Raw genomic sequence first — 15,776 nt, forward strand, 5'->3', positions numbered from 1 at the left:
TATTTCTTTTGTTCAGTTTTCAAAGAACTTTTTGTTTCGTTCGCCGTTTTGTTTTGGCGACTTTAATAATATACCACGCTGAAGCACTAGAGTCAATAACTTTCTTTAACTTTTTTTAAAATATTTCATTGTGAAACATTTAAGCATGCTAGCGGTTGAGGTGCTGTTCTTAAGACAGCTTGATTAGTTTACCACGGTTGCCAACCCGTGGCAATACCCAAAATAAAAAGCTTCTATCCTAAGATAAAACCTAAGATAAAAGCTCTTCAATAAAGAGATCGTTTCTGTTTTTTAGTGCGATGATTTCACCGCTAGTGTCTAGTTTGATCATCGGTCTTGTCGGATGGCTTTCTTCTATAAATACAATTTCACCAATGTCATGGTTGGTTAGTTTGACACGACTGCCGACAGAGAAGGTGGACAGTCCCGATAACAATGCGGAAATGACTTGGTGATCAAACTTACCGAACTGATCTTTCATCATCATCTCAAGAACTTTAAATGCAGATTGTTTGCTGCGGTATGGCCGCTCAGCTGTCATTGCTACGTACACGTCTGCAACAGCAAGCACTTTACTGAAAGGATGAAGTTTATTTCCTTGCACTTTTAACGGATAGCCAGAACCGTCTGCTCTTTCGTGATGCTGCAGAACGCCAAGCAAAACACCTTCTTTAATTGAGGGGATCTTTTTAAGCATATTGTAACCATGAATGGTATGCTTCTTTACTTCATCGAACTCAATCGTTGTTAAAGATCCACTCTTTTTTAATAATGTCGGTTGAACTTTTGACATTCCACAATCTGAGAGCACGCCAGCTATGCCGATCTGAATGCAATCTCCGCTTGAGAAATTGAGCTTTTTTGCTAAGAAGGTGCTTAAAATACCGACTGAGACAGCATGGTGATAAATATAGTCGGAACTCGTAGCGTAATGATGCAGCAGCAAAATCTCACGAGGAACGTTCGATCCGGCTTCAAGAACAGGAAGAACACTTTGACGCACTTCGAGCATGTCGACTGGACTGCCGGATTGCCAATTTGTAATAAGCTGCTTATAACGCTTTACGGTTTGAAGGTACAAGCCTGCAAAGGATTCCTCTTTTTCTGGTTTTACGCTGAGTGCTTTTTCTTCCGATTTGGCTGTATCCTCTTTTCGGGATGTTTCTTTTTTTACATAGCCAGAATCATTTAATACATCAATCTCTTCAATTTGAAAACGAGTCAGCACGCGCAGATGCTCTGAATTCAAAATCGTATTTCTGTTCACGATAGGCTGATTAGTCATGGAGAATACATCCTGAACCACCATCTGACCGGTCTTTGCTTGACTCGTTTTAATCTTCATCCGTGTAAGGCTCCTTTTATTTGGAAATTCTTACTTTCATTTTACATATAAAAAAGAGGAAAATGTATACCCATTTTCCTCTTTTAAAAAATTACTCGTTATTCTCTTCGTTTTCTTCTGACTCTGCAGCAGGCGTTCCTTCTGTTTCTTCAGCTGCAGCTGGTGCTTCACCTTCAGTTACGATCGGTTCACCATTTTCATCTAAGATCTCATCTGTTTCTTCTTCACGTTCTACAACAGCTACGGTTGCTACGTGATTGGAATCGTTCATGGTCATCAGTCTAACTCCTTGCGTGTTACGTCCCATTTGAGAGATGCCTGAAATATTCATTCGAATAATGATCCCTTTAGCAGTAATAATCATGAGATCTTCTTCATCCGTTACAGTCTTTAATGTAACAACTGGACCATTCTTTTCAGTGATGTTAACGGTTTTGATTCCTTTACCACCACGTGATTGAAGTCGATATTCACTCATAGGTGTACGTTTTCCATAACCTCTATCCGTTACGATCAAGATGTCTTGTGTCTCATCCAAGACTTCCATCCCTACAACAGCATCGTCATCACCAAGGGTAATTGCTTTAACACCCGTTGCAGTTCTACCCATAGATCTAACATCTGTTTCTTGATAACGAATTGACATACCTTGCTTCGTACCTACGATGATATCCTTTGTTCCATCTGTTAAACGAACGCCCATCAGTTCGTCCTCTTCGCGAAGGTTAATCGCAAAAAGTCCGCCTTTACGGATGTTGCTGTACGCTGATAATGGAGAACGTTTCGTAATCCCTTGCTTCGTCATGAAGTTAAGGTAGACTTCATCACTTTCCATATCTTCAACCGGTATGACAGCAGAAATCGTCTCACCTTGTTCGATCTGCAGCAAGTTGATGATTGGAATTCCTTTTGCTGTTCTTCCGTATTCAGGAATTTCGTAGCCTTTAAGTCTATAGGCTTTTCCTTTATTCGTGAAGAATAGAATATAGTTATGCGTGTTTGTTGTAAACAACTGTTCTACAAAATCATCTTCACTCGTTCCCATACCTTGGATCCCTTTTCCGCCACGACGCTGTGAACGGTAAGTGGAGATAGGAAGACGCTTGATGTAGCCTTTGTTCGTTAATGTAATAACGATGTTTGAACGAGGGATCAGATCTTCGTCCTCGATACTATTAAATCCTACAGAAATAATCGTACGTCTTGGGTTATCGTACTTTTCTTTGATCTCAGTAAGCTCAGTACGAATGATCTCTAGAATTTTCTCTTCATCAGCTAAGATTGCTTTCAATTCTGTGATTAAAGCAACGAGATCATTGTATTCGTTCTCGATCTTGTCACGCTCTAATCCTGTTAAGCGCTGCAATCGCATATCCAAAATGGCTTGAGATTGCTCGTAGCTTAATTCAAACTTCTCCATCAATCCTTCACGAGCAATATCAGTCGTTCGTGAAGCACGAATCAGTGCGATTACTTCATCCAGATGATCAAGTGCGATACGCAGACCTTCTAAAATATGAGCTCTCGCCTCTGCTTTTTTAAGATCGAATTCCGTACGGCGTCGGATGATCACTTGCTGATGCTTCAGATAATGGTAAAGACATTCTTTTATGTTAAGAACTTTTGGCTGCCCATCAACAAGCGCAAGCATATTAATACCAAAGCTTGTCTGAAGAGCTGTTTGTTTATATAAATTATTTAAAATAACATTCGCATTCGCATCACGGCGTACTTCCATCACGATACGCATACCGTTTCGGTCAGACTCATCACGAAGGTCCGTAATCCCTTCAATCTTCTTATCACGAACAAGTTCAGCGATCTTTTCAATCAATCGTGCCTTGTTTACTTGATAAGGAAGTTCCGTTACGATAATGGCTTGTTTTCCGCTAGACATCTCTTCGATTTCAGCTTTAGCACGGATAATGATAGAACCTCTTCCGTTTTGGTAAGCCTTACGAATTCCTTCACGTCCCAAGATTTCACCGGCGGTCGGAAAGTCTGGACCTGGGATTATTTCCATCAGCTCAGGAATCGTGATATCCGGGTTTTCACTTACTGCTAAAATGCCATCGATTACTTCACCTAAGTGGTGTGGCGGAATATTTGTTGCCATACCAACTGCGATCCCAGCAGCACCATTTACGAGCAAGTTCGGAAAACGTGCAGGTAGTACAACAGGTTCTTGTTCAGATCCATCATAGTTATCTTTGTAGCCGATCGTGTCTTTGTTGATGTCACGAACCATTTCCATAGCGATCTTAGACATACGCGCCTCAGTATAACGCATTGCTGCCGCAGCGTCGCCGTCGACCGAACCGAAATTACCGTGGCCGTCGATCAGCATGTGACGGAAGTTGAAATCCTGTGCCATACGAACCATCGTATCGTATACAGCAGAGTCGCCGTGGGGATGGTACTTACCGATTACTTCACCTACGATACGAGCAGACTTTTTATATGCCTTATCAGCAGTCATGCCTAAATCGTTCATCGCATAAAGAATACGTCGGTGAACTGGCTTTAATCCGTCACGTACATCTGGCAATGCTCGGCTGACAATAACACTCATGGCATAATCCATGAATGATGCACGCATTTCCGTACTAATATTTATTTCTTTAATCCGGGAACGTTCCATTTCAGACATTCGTTTTACCTCCATAACCTCTTCAAAACAGGTTTTTAAAGCCCCCTAATTCGAGCTTAAACGAACCGAAACTGGACCTTGTCCAGCTTCGGCCATTTCTATATTTGAGTTTCAGCACAGAAAGGAAGTACTGAAACATTCTTAAATTAGATATCTAAATTCTTCACGTACTGTGCATTTTCTTGAATAAAATCACGGCGCGGTTCTACTTTGTCGCCCATTAAGATCTCGAACGTTTCATCAGCAGCCATCGCGTCCTTCATTTCCACTTGAAGCAATGTTCGCGTCTCAGGATCCATTGTCGTTTCCCACAGCTGGGAAGGATTCATCTCACCAAGACCCTTATAGCGCTGAAGCTGTGGCTTCGGAACCTGCGGAAGTTCAGCTAATAATTTTTCAAGCTCTTTATCATTGTAGGCATATTCGATGCGTTTACCTTGCTGCACTTTATAAAGAGGCGGCTGGGCAATATAGATATAACCATGTTCAATGATCGGACGCATGTACCGGTAGAAGAAAGTCAACAGCAGCGTACGGATATGCGCTCCATCGACATCGGCATCTGTCATGATGATGATCTTATGGTAACGCGCTTTTGTGATATCGAACTCTTCAGCAATTCCCGTACCTAATGCTGTAATGATGGCACGAACCTCATTGTTTGAGAGGATCTTGTCCAGTCTAGCTTTCTCAACGTTAATGATCTTACCGCGAAGAGGCAGGATGGCTTGGAAGTGACGGTCACGGCCCTGCTTTGCAGATCCGCCGGCAGAGTCACCCTCTACTACGTAGATCTCTGAAATACTTGCATCTTTTGAAGAACAGTCTGCAAGTTTACCAGGTAGAGATGATACTTCTAATGCACTCTTGCGGCGTGTGAGTTCACGTGCTTTTTTAGCAGCGACACGCGCACGGAGCGCCATCATTCCTTTTTCAACGATCGATTTTGCAACAACCGGATTCTCCAGCATGAACGATGAGAACGTCTCAGAAAAAATGGACTCTGTTATCTGTCTTGCTTCAGAGTTTCCAAGTTTCGTTTTCGTTTGCCCTTCGAACTGCGGATCTGGGTGTTTGATCGAGATGATCGCTGTCAAACCTTCACGCACGTCTTCACCCGTCAGGTTCGTATCGTTGTCTTTGAATAAGTTATTCTTACGGCCATAATCGTTGATCACACGTGTTAGGGCTGTTTTGAAACCGGACTCATGCGTTCCACCCTCATGTGTATTGATGTTATTCGCAAACGAATAGATGTTGCTTGCATAGCTGTCGTTATATTGGAAGGCAATCTCAACAGAGATGCCGTCCTTTTCGCCTTCAACGAAAATGGGTTCTTCATGCAGCACTTCACGTGTTCGGTTAATGTGCTCCACATAAGATTTAATTCCACCTTCATAGTGGTATTCCTTTGTAACCGGCTCTTCTCCGCGCTTGTCTTCAGCTATGATGCGAAGACCACGGTTTAAGTATGCCAATTCGCGAATACGGTTTGATAAAGTCGGGAAATCATATTCTAATGTTTCTGTAAAAATTTCAGGATCTGGTTTGAAGTGAGTGAGTGTACCTGTTTTGTCTGTATCACCAATGATTTTAAGGTCTGCAGTCGGCACGCCGCGTTCATAAGATTGGTAGTGCAGTTTACCGTCACGGGAAACCGTTACCTCAAGCATGGTAGACAACGCATTAACTACTGAGGCACCAACCCCATGCAGTCCGCCTGACACTTTGTATCCGCCTCCGCCAAACTTACCGCCGGCATGGAGAACCGTCATGATAACTTCTAGAGCTGGTCTTCCCATCTTTTCATGCATACCAACAGGGATACCACGTCCGTTATCTTCTACAGTGATGCTGTTATCTTCTTCGATCGTGATTCGAATCGTGTCGCAATAGCCTGCTAATGCTTCATCGATCGAGTTATCCACGATCTCCCAAACAAGATGGTGCAACCCGCGTACATTTGTAGCACCAATATACATACCAGGGCGTTTACGAACGGCTTCAAGTCCCTCGAGTACCTGGATATTACTTTCATCATAATTTTGCTGTTGTTCTAACTGTTGTTCAGTCGTCAATTCGTTCACCTTCATTCCGGTTTAAAAACGCTTTATTTATAAAACCTTTATTTTATATTCCAGCCATTTTCAAGTTCGAGGCGATCAGAGGCTCTCTTTTTTAACGTAGAGGCAGAAAGAGGAGATAAATAGATCGTTTTGTCTGTTATGACTACGGATTTTGCAGCATTTCCGCTAAGATCAGTTAATGACCGATTGCTTTCATGTTTTTTAAGGAACTCACTCGCTAACTCAGAAGCTTTTAAGGCATTGATATCCAAGATTGCAAGTACATCTTTCGAATGAATAACTTCTTCATCACCTAAATGCAAAAGCACTGTCCTCACCTCATTTTAAACGTTCTATAGAGCCTGAATGAACTTTATATGTTGCGGCCTTCTCCAGTGTTTCATGATGTATTCCTTCCACACTAGTTGTTGTAACAAAGGTTTGTACTTTCCCTTGAATCGTATTTAAAAGATGAGATTGCCTGAAATCATCAAGTTCAGATAACACATCGTCCAAGAGGAGGATCGGGTATTCTCCGACTTCTGAATGAATCAAATCAATTTCAGCGAGCTTCAAAGAGAGAGCTGTCGTACGCTGCTGCCCTTGAGATCCGAATGTCTGCACGTCTTTTCCGTTAACAGAAAAAAGTAAATCATCCCGATGAGGACCAAACAAGGAAGTTCCCCGATCAATCTCTTTTTCTTTTATTTTACCAAACTTCAGATGAAACGCTTCTATCATTTTCGACAAGTCGAGCTCATCACATACCTCTATCGTTGGTTTGTAATGAATTTTTAAAGTTTCTAAGCCTCTAGATATTCCATGATGAATCGGCTCTGCCCAACTTTGGAGCTTTTCCATATATTTCATGCGTTTCAGCGTCACTCTGGCCGCTTTATCTATGAGCTGTTCGGTCAAGATCTCAAGCATCGTCATATTTTCCGTACTTTTATTGCGATACATCTCTCGTAATAAAGAGTTTCGCTGAGATAAAATCTTTTGGTACACAGAAAGGTCATTTAAATAAACCGCGTTAACCTGGCCGATTTCCATGTCAATAAAACGACGACGCACCTGCGGACTGCCTTTTACAAGATTGAGATCCTCAGGTGCAAACATGACCACATTAAGGTGTCCGACGTAATCTGTTAATCGTCTCTGTTCAATGCGGCTGATTTTCGCTTTTTTTCCTTTTTGTGAGATGACGAGGCTTAAATCAAAAGAACTGTTCCTCTTTTTGATGCTACCCTCTATTTTAGCATATTCTTCGTCCCAAGTTATCAACTCTTTATCTTTTGACGTTCGGTACGATCTTGCCATGGCCAAAACGTAGATCGATTCCATGACATTTGTTTTCCCTTGGGCGTTCTCACCGAGAAAAACATTGACCTTATTCTCAAATTCAAGAGACTGCTCTTTATAGTTTCGGTAGTTCCTAAGCTGAAGCTTTTCAATATGCAAAGGGATTCCCCCTATTCCGTTGTTACCTTAAACTCTCCTACGTCCGGAATGGACACGACATCACCCGCATATAATTTTTTCCCTCGGCGTGTTTCATGCTCTCCGTTCACAAGAACTTCGTGTTCTGCTAAATACCATTTTACCATTCCTCCTGATTGGATGACATCGGTAGTTTTCAACAGCTGCTGAAGCGTGATAAATTCTGTGTTGATTTTTACGTTTTCCATTTTTTAAAAAACCTCCTGGCTTTTAAGTTTTTCTTCGGTGCTTTTGAAAGTGGTTGATTTCCGCTCCAGATGCTCGCTTTCCGCGGGGCAGGCGGTGAGCCACATTTGGACGTTTCACTCTTAAGTGTCTCACCTGCCGGCCTGTCCTAGCCGAGAGTCTCGCATCTTGCGCTCCAATCAACTTGTCGATGAAGAGTAAAAATAAATTCAACAACTTTTTAGAAAGAAGTATTTAGAAATAATCGTATCGTTCTTACTAGTCTCTCCAAAAAGAGAGGGACTTAGAAAGTAAAGAAAGCTACCGGTGATCCGGCAGCTTTATATTTTAGTAAGTGCGTACAGGTAAGATTAACTGGCGAATCGTATCTTCTGAAACAGGCTGTATGAGGAATGGTCTCATCGCCCCTGTGAATAAGATGCTGATTTCAGAGCAATCCATTACTTTAAGAGCTTCCATCACGTACTTTGCGTTAAATGAGATCTTTAGCTCTTCTCCCTCAATTTCTTCTGCGATCATGTGTTCAAAAACTTTTCCGATCTCAGGAGAGTTTGAAGAAAGTTCGATAGTTTGGTTATCGAGTGTCGCTAATTTTACTACATTGTTTCTTCCTTCTCTCGCCAAAAGGGAAGCACGGTCGATCGCTTGTAAAAACTCTTTTGTTTTTAGCACGAATGTTGTCTTGCTTTCTGAAGGAATTAATTTTGATGTATCAGGATAGTTGCCATCTAATAGTCTTGAGAACAACAAGATGTTCTTCGCCTTAAACAGAATCTGATTGTTTGTAACAACGATTTGTACTTTTTCTGCAGACTCATCAAGAATTTTAGAAAGTTCGTTTAAGCTCTTACCAGGGATAACTACATTCTGAAAAGATAGTTCTTCAGCTTGTGAATCGATCGGCATCTTTCGTTCTGCCAATCGGTGACTATCTGTTGCAATACAGTTCAGCACACCATCAGTTAACGTCCAATTCACACCTGTTAAGATAGGGCGTGTTTCTGAGGCGGACACTGCAAAGACAGTTTGGCGAATCATTGTTTTTAAAAGATCACTTTGAATTTCAAAGACTAAATTCTCTTCAATCTGCGGTAATCTAGGGTACTCTTCTGGGTCAAGACCTAACAGACTAAATTCAGAAGCACCAGAACGAAGCGTTGTTTCAAAACGTTCTCCAACTTCAATCTCAACAGAGTCATTCGGCAGTTTTTTAACGATCTCTGAAAAATAACGAGCTGGAAGAACGACACTTCCTTCTTGTTTTACTTCGATATGTACAAGATCGCCTTCTTCAACCGGTATCAGTCGCTCAATTGAAATATCAGAATCACTACCAGTCAGATGCACACCATCATATGTCACTTCCATTTTGATTCCCGTTAAGATTGGAATAGTGGTTCGGGATGATACAGCTTTCATGACATCTTGAACAGCCTCGATCAATTGGTTTAATTGAATCTTAACTTTCATTATTTTGCCCCCCTGATATTTATTAAAATCTTTTAAAAAAATAGTAGTAATAGTACTAGGCGCTGTGAATGTGTGGATAACTCAATAAAACAAAGATAGAACAGCCTATCCACATGTGGACAGACTGTGCATAAAGTAACTGTAGTTATTCACAGTATTCAGTGTTGTTCTATTTAATTTGATTTAAGCTGGTCATGGATTTCTTGCACTTTCTTTTGCAAAATATGATCAGTAATCAGCAGCGTTGATATCTTTTCATGAGCATGAAGAACTGTAGTATGGTCACGCCCTCCAAATTCCTCACCGATTTTAGGTAAAGAGTTATCTGTGAGCTCACGAGATAAATACATAGCGATCTGTCTTGGAAAAGCAACGGATTTTGTTCTCTTTTTTGCCGTGAAATCCTCTAACTTAACGTTATAATGCTTGCCAACCACTTCTTGAATATGGTGGATCGTAAGTGTTCTTGGCTTTGCAGAAGGAATAATATCACGAAGAGCTTCTGCTGCTAAATCAGCATTCATATCTTGATTAATTAAAGAAGAATAAGCTACTACACGAATAAGTGCACCTTCAAGTTCTCTAATGTTCGTATCAATCTGATTTGCGATATAAAGCATCACTTCATTTGGAATATCGAGACCTTCAGCTTTCGCCTTTTTTCGGAGAATGGCAATACGTGTCTCCAAGTCTGGCGGTGTAATATCTGTTATCAGTCCCCATTCGAAACGCGAACGAAGCCTGTCTTCAAGTGTCGGAATCTCTTTTGGCGGACGATCACTTGAGATGACGATCTGCTTACTTTCTTCATGAAGTGCATTGAATGTATGGAAAAATTCCTCTTGAGTCTGTTCTTTTCCCGCAAGGAATTGAATATCATCTATTAGAAGCACGTCCACACTGCGAAATTTGTTTCGGAATTCAACCGTTTTATTGTCACGAATCGAGTTAATGAATTCGTTCGTAAATTTTTCAGATGATAAATAAACGACCTTAGCCCCAGGATTATGTTCCAATACATAATGGCCGATCGCATGCATTAAGTGAGTTTTCCCAAGTCCGACGCCACCATAGATAAACAGCGGATTATAAGCTTTAGCAGGTGCTTCAGCAACAGCTAATGAAGCAGCATGGGCAAAACGGTTTCCAGACCCAATAACGAATCGGTCAAATGTATATTTTGGATTCAACATACTTTGAGAAACTTCTTCGTGAGGTTCATTTGCTGCTTTTGGGGCTTTTTTCATGGAAAGTTCCAGATCCAAGTCTACATCTGTCTGATTTTGTGGAATGATGAACTTCACGTCTAGCGCTGCACCTGTAACGTCAAGTAATGTTTCTGAAATGATGCCTGCATATCTGGATTCCAGCCAGTCTCGTGCAAACTCATTTGGCGCAGTAATAACAAGCGTATCATTCTGCAGTGCATGCGCTGTTGTTGATTTTAACCAAGTCTCAAAGCTAGGCTTACTGACTTTTGTTTCAATGGCAGCAAGTGCTTTGGACCATAGGTCATTGATGTTTTCCAACCAATTTCCCCCCCCTTATCTCTTTTGAATCATCCTATTTCAGCAGTCATTCTCCTAGGCGTACAAGGTTTGTACACCAAGTGAATACATATGAATAAAAATAAAAAGTCCACACCTTATGTGAATGATAATTAATATAGTAGATAATAGGATTATGAACAGTTAAATAGCATCTGTGGACAACCTTTCTAACACCCAGAAAAACCTGTCCACAAGTTTATCCACAGCATGTGAATAACTTATAATGCGAGTCATCTTGTTAACGAGTTAAAACACAACAAGCATATCAAAAATTATCAAGCTTGGCAACGGATTATTGTTACTTATCCACAACGCCCATACCTTGTGTAGAAAAGTTGTCCACAACACTAGATTTTGTGTAAAACGTGTCGATAATTGGTGTGGATAATGAAAAACGTGTCGAAAAAGATGTCCACAGGTAAAATGAAAAAGAATTTGGAGAAGGTTGTAGAATACCTAAAGTTACTTTTGAGGTTTTAGTTATAGGGTGGGTACTTGGATACTTTGTGTTAGTAATTGATGTCCGCTCCAGGATGCTCGCTTTCCACGGGGCGACCGGTGAGCCTCCTGCCGCTTTGCGCCATTAGGAGTCTCCACCTGACCGCTCGTTACGTAGGAGTCTCGCAACCTTACGCTCCAATCAAATTTCAGGAGATGAAAAAAATCAAATGCAACAATCTGTAACAAAAGAGCTTTTCTAAAGATTTTAGTTTTTGTTTTGTGTTTGCATTTATCGAAATATTGAATGGTTTGGTAGATCTGCTACTAGCTGAACCTCTCAAATATCATTTCTTCATTTGCGAGTTGATAGGAGTGGAAGGTGCGAGACTCCTGCGGGACAGGCTGGCGGGTGAGACACTTAGGAGTGAAACGTTAAGAATGTGGCTCACCGCCTGCCCCGCGGAAAGCGAAGCATCTGTAACGGAGATCAACCACTTTCAAATCTAAGATTAAATGCTTTCATAGACTACAAAGTATCGCAAAAAAGCTTTAAAAATAAATCCAGCTTGACAAAAGAAGGGGTCACTCATTATAATTTGTTAGACTGTCTTTTATAAAAGATATCCTCAGGGAGGTGTAATATACATGAAACCAACATTTCAACCGAACAACCGTAAGCGTAAGAAGGTACATGGTTTCCGTGCACGTATGGCTACTAAGAACGGTCGTAAAGTTCTAGCTCGCCGTCGTCAAAAGGGAAGAAAAGTGTTATCAGCATAGGCCACTGACATCAGTGGTCTTTTTTTACTTTTTATAGACATTTTCGCTCACTCCAAGTCCGTATTGAACGCGTTTTTGTCGATTTTTCGGAGTTAGAGGTTTTATAAGTACAAAATAGGCCGATACTGGGATAAGATTCGAGACAAAAAGACATGTGGAATGAGATTGGTTAATTGATGGAGTGTTAATTGAATGAAGAAGGAACAACGCATCAAAAAGAACGAGGAATTTCAAGAGGTCTTCAAAAAAGGAAAATCAACGGCTAATCGCCAATTTGTTATATACAGTTTAAAAAAAGAAGATCAGCCTGCTTTTCGAATCGGTCTTTCTGTGAGTAAAAAAGTAGGAAAAGCCGTTACAAGAAACAGAATCAAGCGATCTGTCAAAGAAATTTTCCATAAATACAGTGAACAGCTGCTTCCAGGCAGGGATTACGTGGTTATCGCGAGAATACCTACTGCTAACATGGACTTTCATGAAATGGAGAAAAGCTTGCTTCACGTATTGAACAGAGCAAACGTACTTAAAAAGAGGGTGTAAAAAAATGAGGTCCTTATTTATAGGGATTATTCGTTTTTACCAACTGTGGATCTCTCCGTTGACACCGCCTTCTTGCCGCTTTTATCCGACTTGTTCGCATTACGGGATTAAAGCTTTTAGGCGTCATGGCGTATTTAAAGGAATGTGGCTAACTTTTGTCAGAATTTCTAAGTGCCATCCTTTTCATCCAGGAGGCGTTGACCTCGTGCCAGAAAAAAGAGACAATAAATAATTGAAATGAGATTTATGATTTTAAGGAGGATAAGAGTGTGCGTAAGAAAATAGGTTTACTGATTGCCCTTTTCGCACTCATGGCTGTCCTATCTGGTTGTGGGACGATGGAGCCCATCACAGAAGACAGAACGGGAATTTGGGACACATATTTTGTATATCCGTTATCATGGTTGATCACATATTTTGCGAACTTAACTGGTGAAAACTATGGTTTAGCGATCATTATTGTTACATTGATTATTCGTACGGCGCTTCTTCCATTAATGATCAAGCAAACACGCAGTTCTAAAGCGATGCAGGAAATTCAGCCTGAAATTCAAAAGCTTCGTGAAAAGTACAAGTCAAAAGATGCAAACACACAGCAAAAATTGCAGCAAGAAACGATGGCGCTTTTCCAAAAGAACGGTGTTAATCCACTTGCTGGTTGTTTGCCTTTATTAATCCAGATGCCGATCCTTTTAGGTTTCTATCACGCGATCATGCGTACTGGAGAAATTGCGAACCACAATTTCCTTTGGTTTGATCTAGGAAATCCAGATCCATACTATATTTTACCGCTAGTTGCAGGTTTGACGACATTTTTACAGCAGAAAATCATGATGGGCGGAATGGATAACCCGAATCCGCAGATGAAGATGCTTCTATACATCATGCCTGTTATGATCGTTGTTTTTGCAATCAATTTCCCAGCTGCATTATCTTTATATTGGGTGATCGGTAACATATTCATGATTGGACAAACATATTTCATAACGACCCCAATGAAAAAGAAAGAAAACCAAGTTGACGGGGGAGCTAAAAAGTGAAAAAGGTACAGGTAACAGGGAAAACGGTTGAAGAAGCAGTAGCAGCAGCACTAGAACAACTTCAGACTTCAAAAGATCAAGTAGATATAGCCATTCTTGAAGATTCCAAAAAAGGTTTTTTTGGATTAGGCGGTAAGCCCGCAGTAGTTGAAGTAACAGTGAAAGCTGATCCTGTTAAAACCGCGATTGAATACCTTCAGGATGTAACATCCAAAATGGGGGTGCCCGTTACCATAGCACAGCGACAGGAAAATGATCATCTTGTGCTGGATTTATCCGGTGACAAAATTGCGATTTTAATTGGAAAACGCGGACAAACGCTAAATGCGCTTCAGCTTTTAACAAATATGGTTGCAAATTCAGATCCTGATACAAAGCATGTGAAAATTGTGCTTGATGCTGAAAACTATCGTACCCGAAGACAAGAATCACTTGAAAGATTAGCCGAACACTCTGCTCAAAAAGTATATTTCACAAAGAAAAGCTTTGCTTTAGAGCCGATGCCTGCCAATGAGCGCAAGGTGATTCATTTAGCACTAAAAGAAAACAGAGATGTTGAGACTACGTCTGAAGGGGTGGAGCCGTTCCGTAAAGTCGTGATCCGCCCGACGTCCTCAAGCAAAAGATAAAGAAGCTTCAGAGGTTATTCCTCTGGGGCTTTTTGTTTACTGCAAGCCTATAATGCGATACACTATTTTTTATTGTGGATATTTATGTCCTTTTTTACTAAACCATTATCACAGCAACTGATTAAGGCCATACTAAAGGTAATTTATATAGAGCGTAAAAAGAGGAAAGCCGAGGTGAAACAACAATGGAATTTGATACGATTACGGCCATCTCTACTCCGATGGGAGAAGGCGCAATCGCGATTGTAAGGTTAAGCGGACCTGACGCAGTAACGATTGCAGATAAAGTGTATAAAGGGTCAAAACGTCTTTCAGATGTAGAAACGCATACCATTCATTACGGAAAGCTGATTGATCCGAAGATTGATCAAGCGGTGGAGGAAGTGATGATCAGCGTTATGCGCGCACCCCGAACGTTCACGCGGGAAGACGTTGTTGAAATAAATTGTCACGGAGGATTAGTTTCTGTGAACCGTGTCCTTCAGTTGATTCTGCAGCAGGGAGCACGTTTAGCTGAACCAGGAGAATTTACGAAACGGGCATTCTTAAACGGACGGATTGATTTATCTCAAGCGGAAGCTGTCATGGATCTCATCCGTGCAAAGACGGATCGTGCCATGAATGTTGCACTTAACCAAATGGAAGGCCGCTTGTCTTCACTCATAACGCGTCTTCGCCAAACCTTATTAGAGACGATTGCTCACGTTGAAGTGAACATTGATTATCCTGAATACGATGCAGAAGAGATGACACATTCCTTATTAAACAGCAACCTATTAACTGTAAAAAAAGAAGTAGAATCTATTCTGCAAACGGCAAGCCAAGGGAAAATTCTTCGTGAAGGATTGTCGACTGCCATTATAGGAAGACCAAACGTAGGAAAATCTTCACTGATGAACGCACTAGTTCATGAAAACAAAGCAATCGTAACGGATATTGCCGGAACAACGAGGGACGTTATTGAAGAGTACGTTAACGTAAGAGGAGTTCCTTTAAGACTTGTCGATACAGCAGGGATTCGAGAAACAGAAGACATCGTAGAAAAGATCGGTGTGGAAAAATCTCGAAAAGTCCTGAAAGAAGCAGATCTGATCTTGTTAGTCATTAACGGAAACGAACCACTGTCACAAGAAGATGAGAACTTATTCCGTGCAGCTGCGGGACTTGATAAAATTGTTATTATTAATAAAACCGATCTTGAAATGAAGGCGGATTTGAACCGTATTAAGGAACTTGTAGAACATTCACCACTAATTTCAACATCTTTAGTAAAAGAAGAGGGAATAGATGAATTAGAGCAAGCGATCGCTAACCTGTTTTTTGCAGGTGGGATAGAAGCACAAGATTTAACTTACGTATCTAACTCACGGCATATTGCACTGCTGCAGCAGACCATACATCATATTGATGAAGCACTAGGTGGCATTGAAGCGGATCTGCCGATAGATATGGTACAGATCGATATAACAAGAGCGTGGGAGATACTTGGTGAAATAGTAGGTGACACGGTATCAGAGAGTCTGATCGACCAGTTGTTCTCTCAATTTTGTCTTGGAAAATAATTGTTAAGGAGGTAGTA

General features: G+C 41.0%; 14 protein-coding genes. 6 read left to right on the plus strand and 8 right to left on the minus strand.

The genetic code is table 11. From position 1 onward, the window contains the following. Nucleotides 1-250: 250 nt before the first annotated feature. The 8 genes from AWM68_RS16130 to dnaA all read right to left on the minus strand — a co-directional run bounded on the left by AWM68_RS16130 (nucleotide 251) and on the right by dnaA (nucleotide 10,746). Nucleotides 251-1,345, minus strand: coding sequence for an HD-GYP domain-containing protein (locus AWM68_RS16130; RefSeq protein WP_066244152.1), 1,095 nt, complete (start codon nucleotides 1,343-1,345; stop codon nucleotides 251-253). 91 nt (nucleotides 1,346-1,436) lie between these two features. Next, a complete protein-coding gene (gene gyrA, locus AWM68_RS16135) occupies nucleotides 1,437-3,995 on the minus strand; it encodes a DNA gyrase subunit A (protein WP_066244154.1) in 2,559 nt (852 codons plus the stop codon). 146 nt (nucleotides 3,996-4,141) lie between these two features. Continuing rightward, on the minus strand, nucleotides 4,142-6,088 hold the full coding sequence (gene gyrB / locus AWM68_RS16140; RefSeq protein WP_066244158.1) for a DNA topoisomerase (ATP-hydrolyzing) subunit B: 1,947 nt from the start codon (nucleotides 6,086-6,088) through the stop codon (nucleotides 4,142-4,144). 32 nt (nucleotides 6,089-6,120) lie between these two features. Continuing rightward, the gene (gene remB / locus AWM68_RS16145; RefSeq protein ID WP_066244161.1) at nucleotides 6,121-6,390 is read right to left on the minus strand and encodes an extracellular matrix regulator RemB; all 270 of its coding nucleotides are present in this window, start codon (nucleotides 6,388-6,390) and stop codon (nucleotides 6,121-6,123) included. 10 nt (nucleotides 6,391-6,400) lie between these two features. Then, the gene (gene recF / locus AWM68_RS16150; RefSeq protein ID WP_066244164.1) at nucleotides 6,401-7,522 is read right to left on the minus strand and encodes a DNA replication/repair protein RecF; all 1,122 of its coding nucleotides are present in this window, start codon (nucleotides 7,520-7,522) and stop codon (nucleotides 6,401-6,403) included. 11 nt (nucleotides 7,523-7,533) lie between these two features. Next, the gene (yaaA, locus tag AWM68_RS16155; RefSeq protein ID WP_066244167.1) at nucleotides 7,534-7,749 is read right to left on the minus strand and encodes a S4 domain-containing protein YaaA; all 216 of its coding nucleotides are present in this window, start codon (nucleotides 7,747-7,749) and stop codon (nucleotides 7,534-7,536) included. Between the two features lie 325 nt (nucleotides 7,750-8,074). Next, complete coding sequence (gene dnaN, locus AWM68_RS16160) at nucleotides 8,075-9,217, minus strand: DNA polymerase III subunit beta (RefSeq protein ID WP_066244170.1); 1,143 nt, start codon at nucleotides 9,215-9,217, stop codon at nucleotides 8,075-8,077. Nucleotides 9,218-9,390: 173 nt separating this feature from the next. Next, nucleotides 9,391-10,746, minus strand: coding sequence for a chromosomal replication initiator protein DnaA (dnaA, locus tag AWM68_RS16165; protein ID WP_066244175.1), 1,356 nt, complete (start codon nucleotides 10,744-10,746; stop codon nucleotides 9,391-9,393). A 1,107-nt stretch (nucleotides 10,747-11,853) separates the two neighbouring features. Here dnaA and rpmH point away from each other — a divergent pair. The 6 genes from rpmH (at nucleotide 11,854) to mnmE (ending at nucleotide 15,759) form a co-directional block, all read left to right on the plus strand. Continuing rightward, nucleotides 11,854-11,988: a 50S ribosomal protein L34 gene (gene rpmH, locus AWM68_RS16170; protein ID WP_007201576.1), complete on the plus strand. Its 135-nt coding sequence runs from the start codon at nucleotides 11,854-11,856 to the stop codon at nucleotides 11,986-11,988. Nucleotides 11,989-12,180: 192 nt separating this feature from the next. After that, the gene (gene rnpA, locus AWM68_RS16175) at nucleotides 12,181-12,528 is read left to right on the plus strand and encodes a ribonuclease P protein component (RefSeq protein WP_066244177.1); all 348 of its coding nucleotides are present in this window, start codon (nucleotides 12,181-12,183) and stop codon (nucleotides 12,526-12,528) included. 4 nt (nucleotides 12,529-12,532) lie between these two features. Then, nucleotides 12,533-12,760 (plus strand): membrane protein insertion efficiency factor YidD, encoded by a 228-nt coding sequence (gene yidD, locus AWM68_RS21090; protein WP_082820744.1) that lies wholly within the window; start codon nucleotides 12,533-12,535, stop codon nucleotides 12,758-12,760. A gap of 37 nt (nucleotides 12,761-12,797) precedes the next feature. Beyond that, complete coding sequence (gene spoIIIJ, locus AWM68_RS16180; protein ID WP_066244180.1) at nucleotides 12,798-13,568, plus strand: YidC family membrane integrase SpoIIIJ; 771 nt, start codon at nucleotides 12,798-12,800, stop codon at nucleotides 13,566-13,568. Then, nucleotides 13,565-14,197, plus strand: a complete 633-nt coding sequence (gene jag / locus AWM68_RS16185) for an RNA-binding cell elongation regulator Jag/EloR (protein ID WP_066244183.1) — start codon at nucleotides 13,565-13,567, stop codon at nucleotides 14,195-14,197. Before spoIIIJ ends, jag begins: the two co-directional genes overlap by 4 nt. A 185-nt stretch (nucleotides 14,198-14,382) precedes the next feature. Continuing rightward, a complete protein-coding gene (mnmE, locus tag AWM68_RS16190) occupies nucleotides 14,383-15,759 on the plus strand; it encodes a tRNA uridine-5-carboxymethylaminomethyl(34) synthesis GTPase MnmE (RefSeq protein WP_066244186.1) in 1,377 nt (458 codons plus the stop codon). The last annotated feature ends 17 nt before the right edge of the window (nucleotides 15,760-15,776 follow it).

Source organism: Fictibacillus phosphorivorans, assembly GCF_001619875.1.
Lineage (GTDB): Bacteria > Bacillota > Bacilli > Bacillales > Fictibacillaceae > Fictibacillus > Fictibacillus phosphorivorans_B.

What these genes read in the sequence shown, in the direction of transcription:
- gyrB (WP_066244158.1), bottom strand. Translation starts at nt 6,088, where the DNA reads ATGAAGGTGAACGAATTGACGACTGAACAACAGTTAGAACAACAGCAA.
- yaaA (WP_066244167.1), bottom strand. Translation starts at nt 7,749, where the DNA reads ATGGAAAACGTAAAAATCAACACAGAATTTATCACGCTTCAGCAGCTG.
- mnmE (WP_066244186.1), top strand. Translation starts at nt 14,383, where the DNA reads ATGGAATTTGATACGATTACGGCCATCTCTACTCCGATGGGAGAAGGC.
- yidD (WP_082820744.1), top strand. Translation starts at nt 12,533, where the DNA reads ATGAGGTCCTTATTTATAGGGATTATTCGTTTTTACCAACTGTGGATC.
- AWM68_RS16130 (WP_066244152.1), bottom strand. Translation starts at nt 1,345, where the DNA reads ATGAAGATTAAAACGAGTCAAGCAAAGACCGGTCAGATGGTGGTTCAG.
- gyrA (WP_066244154.1), bottom strand. Translation starts at nt 3,995, where the DNA reads ATGTCTGAAATGGAACGTTCCCGGATTAAAGAAATAAATATTAGTACG.
- rpmH (WP_007201576.1), top strand. Translation starts at nt 11,854, where the DNA reads ATGAAACCAACATTTCAACCGAACAACCGTAAGCGTAAGAAGGTACAT.
- dnaN (WP_066244170.1), bottom strand. Translation starts at nt 9,217, where the DNA reads ATGAAAGTTAAGATTCAATTAAACCAATTGATCGAGGCTGTTCAAGAT.
- rnpA (WP_066244177.1), top strand. Translation starts at nt 12,181, where the DNA reads ATGAAGAAGGAACAACGCATCAAAAAGAACGAGGAATTTCAAGAGGTC.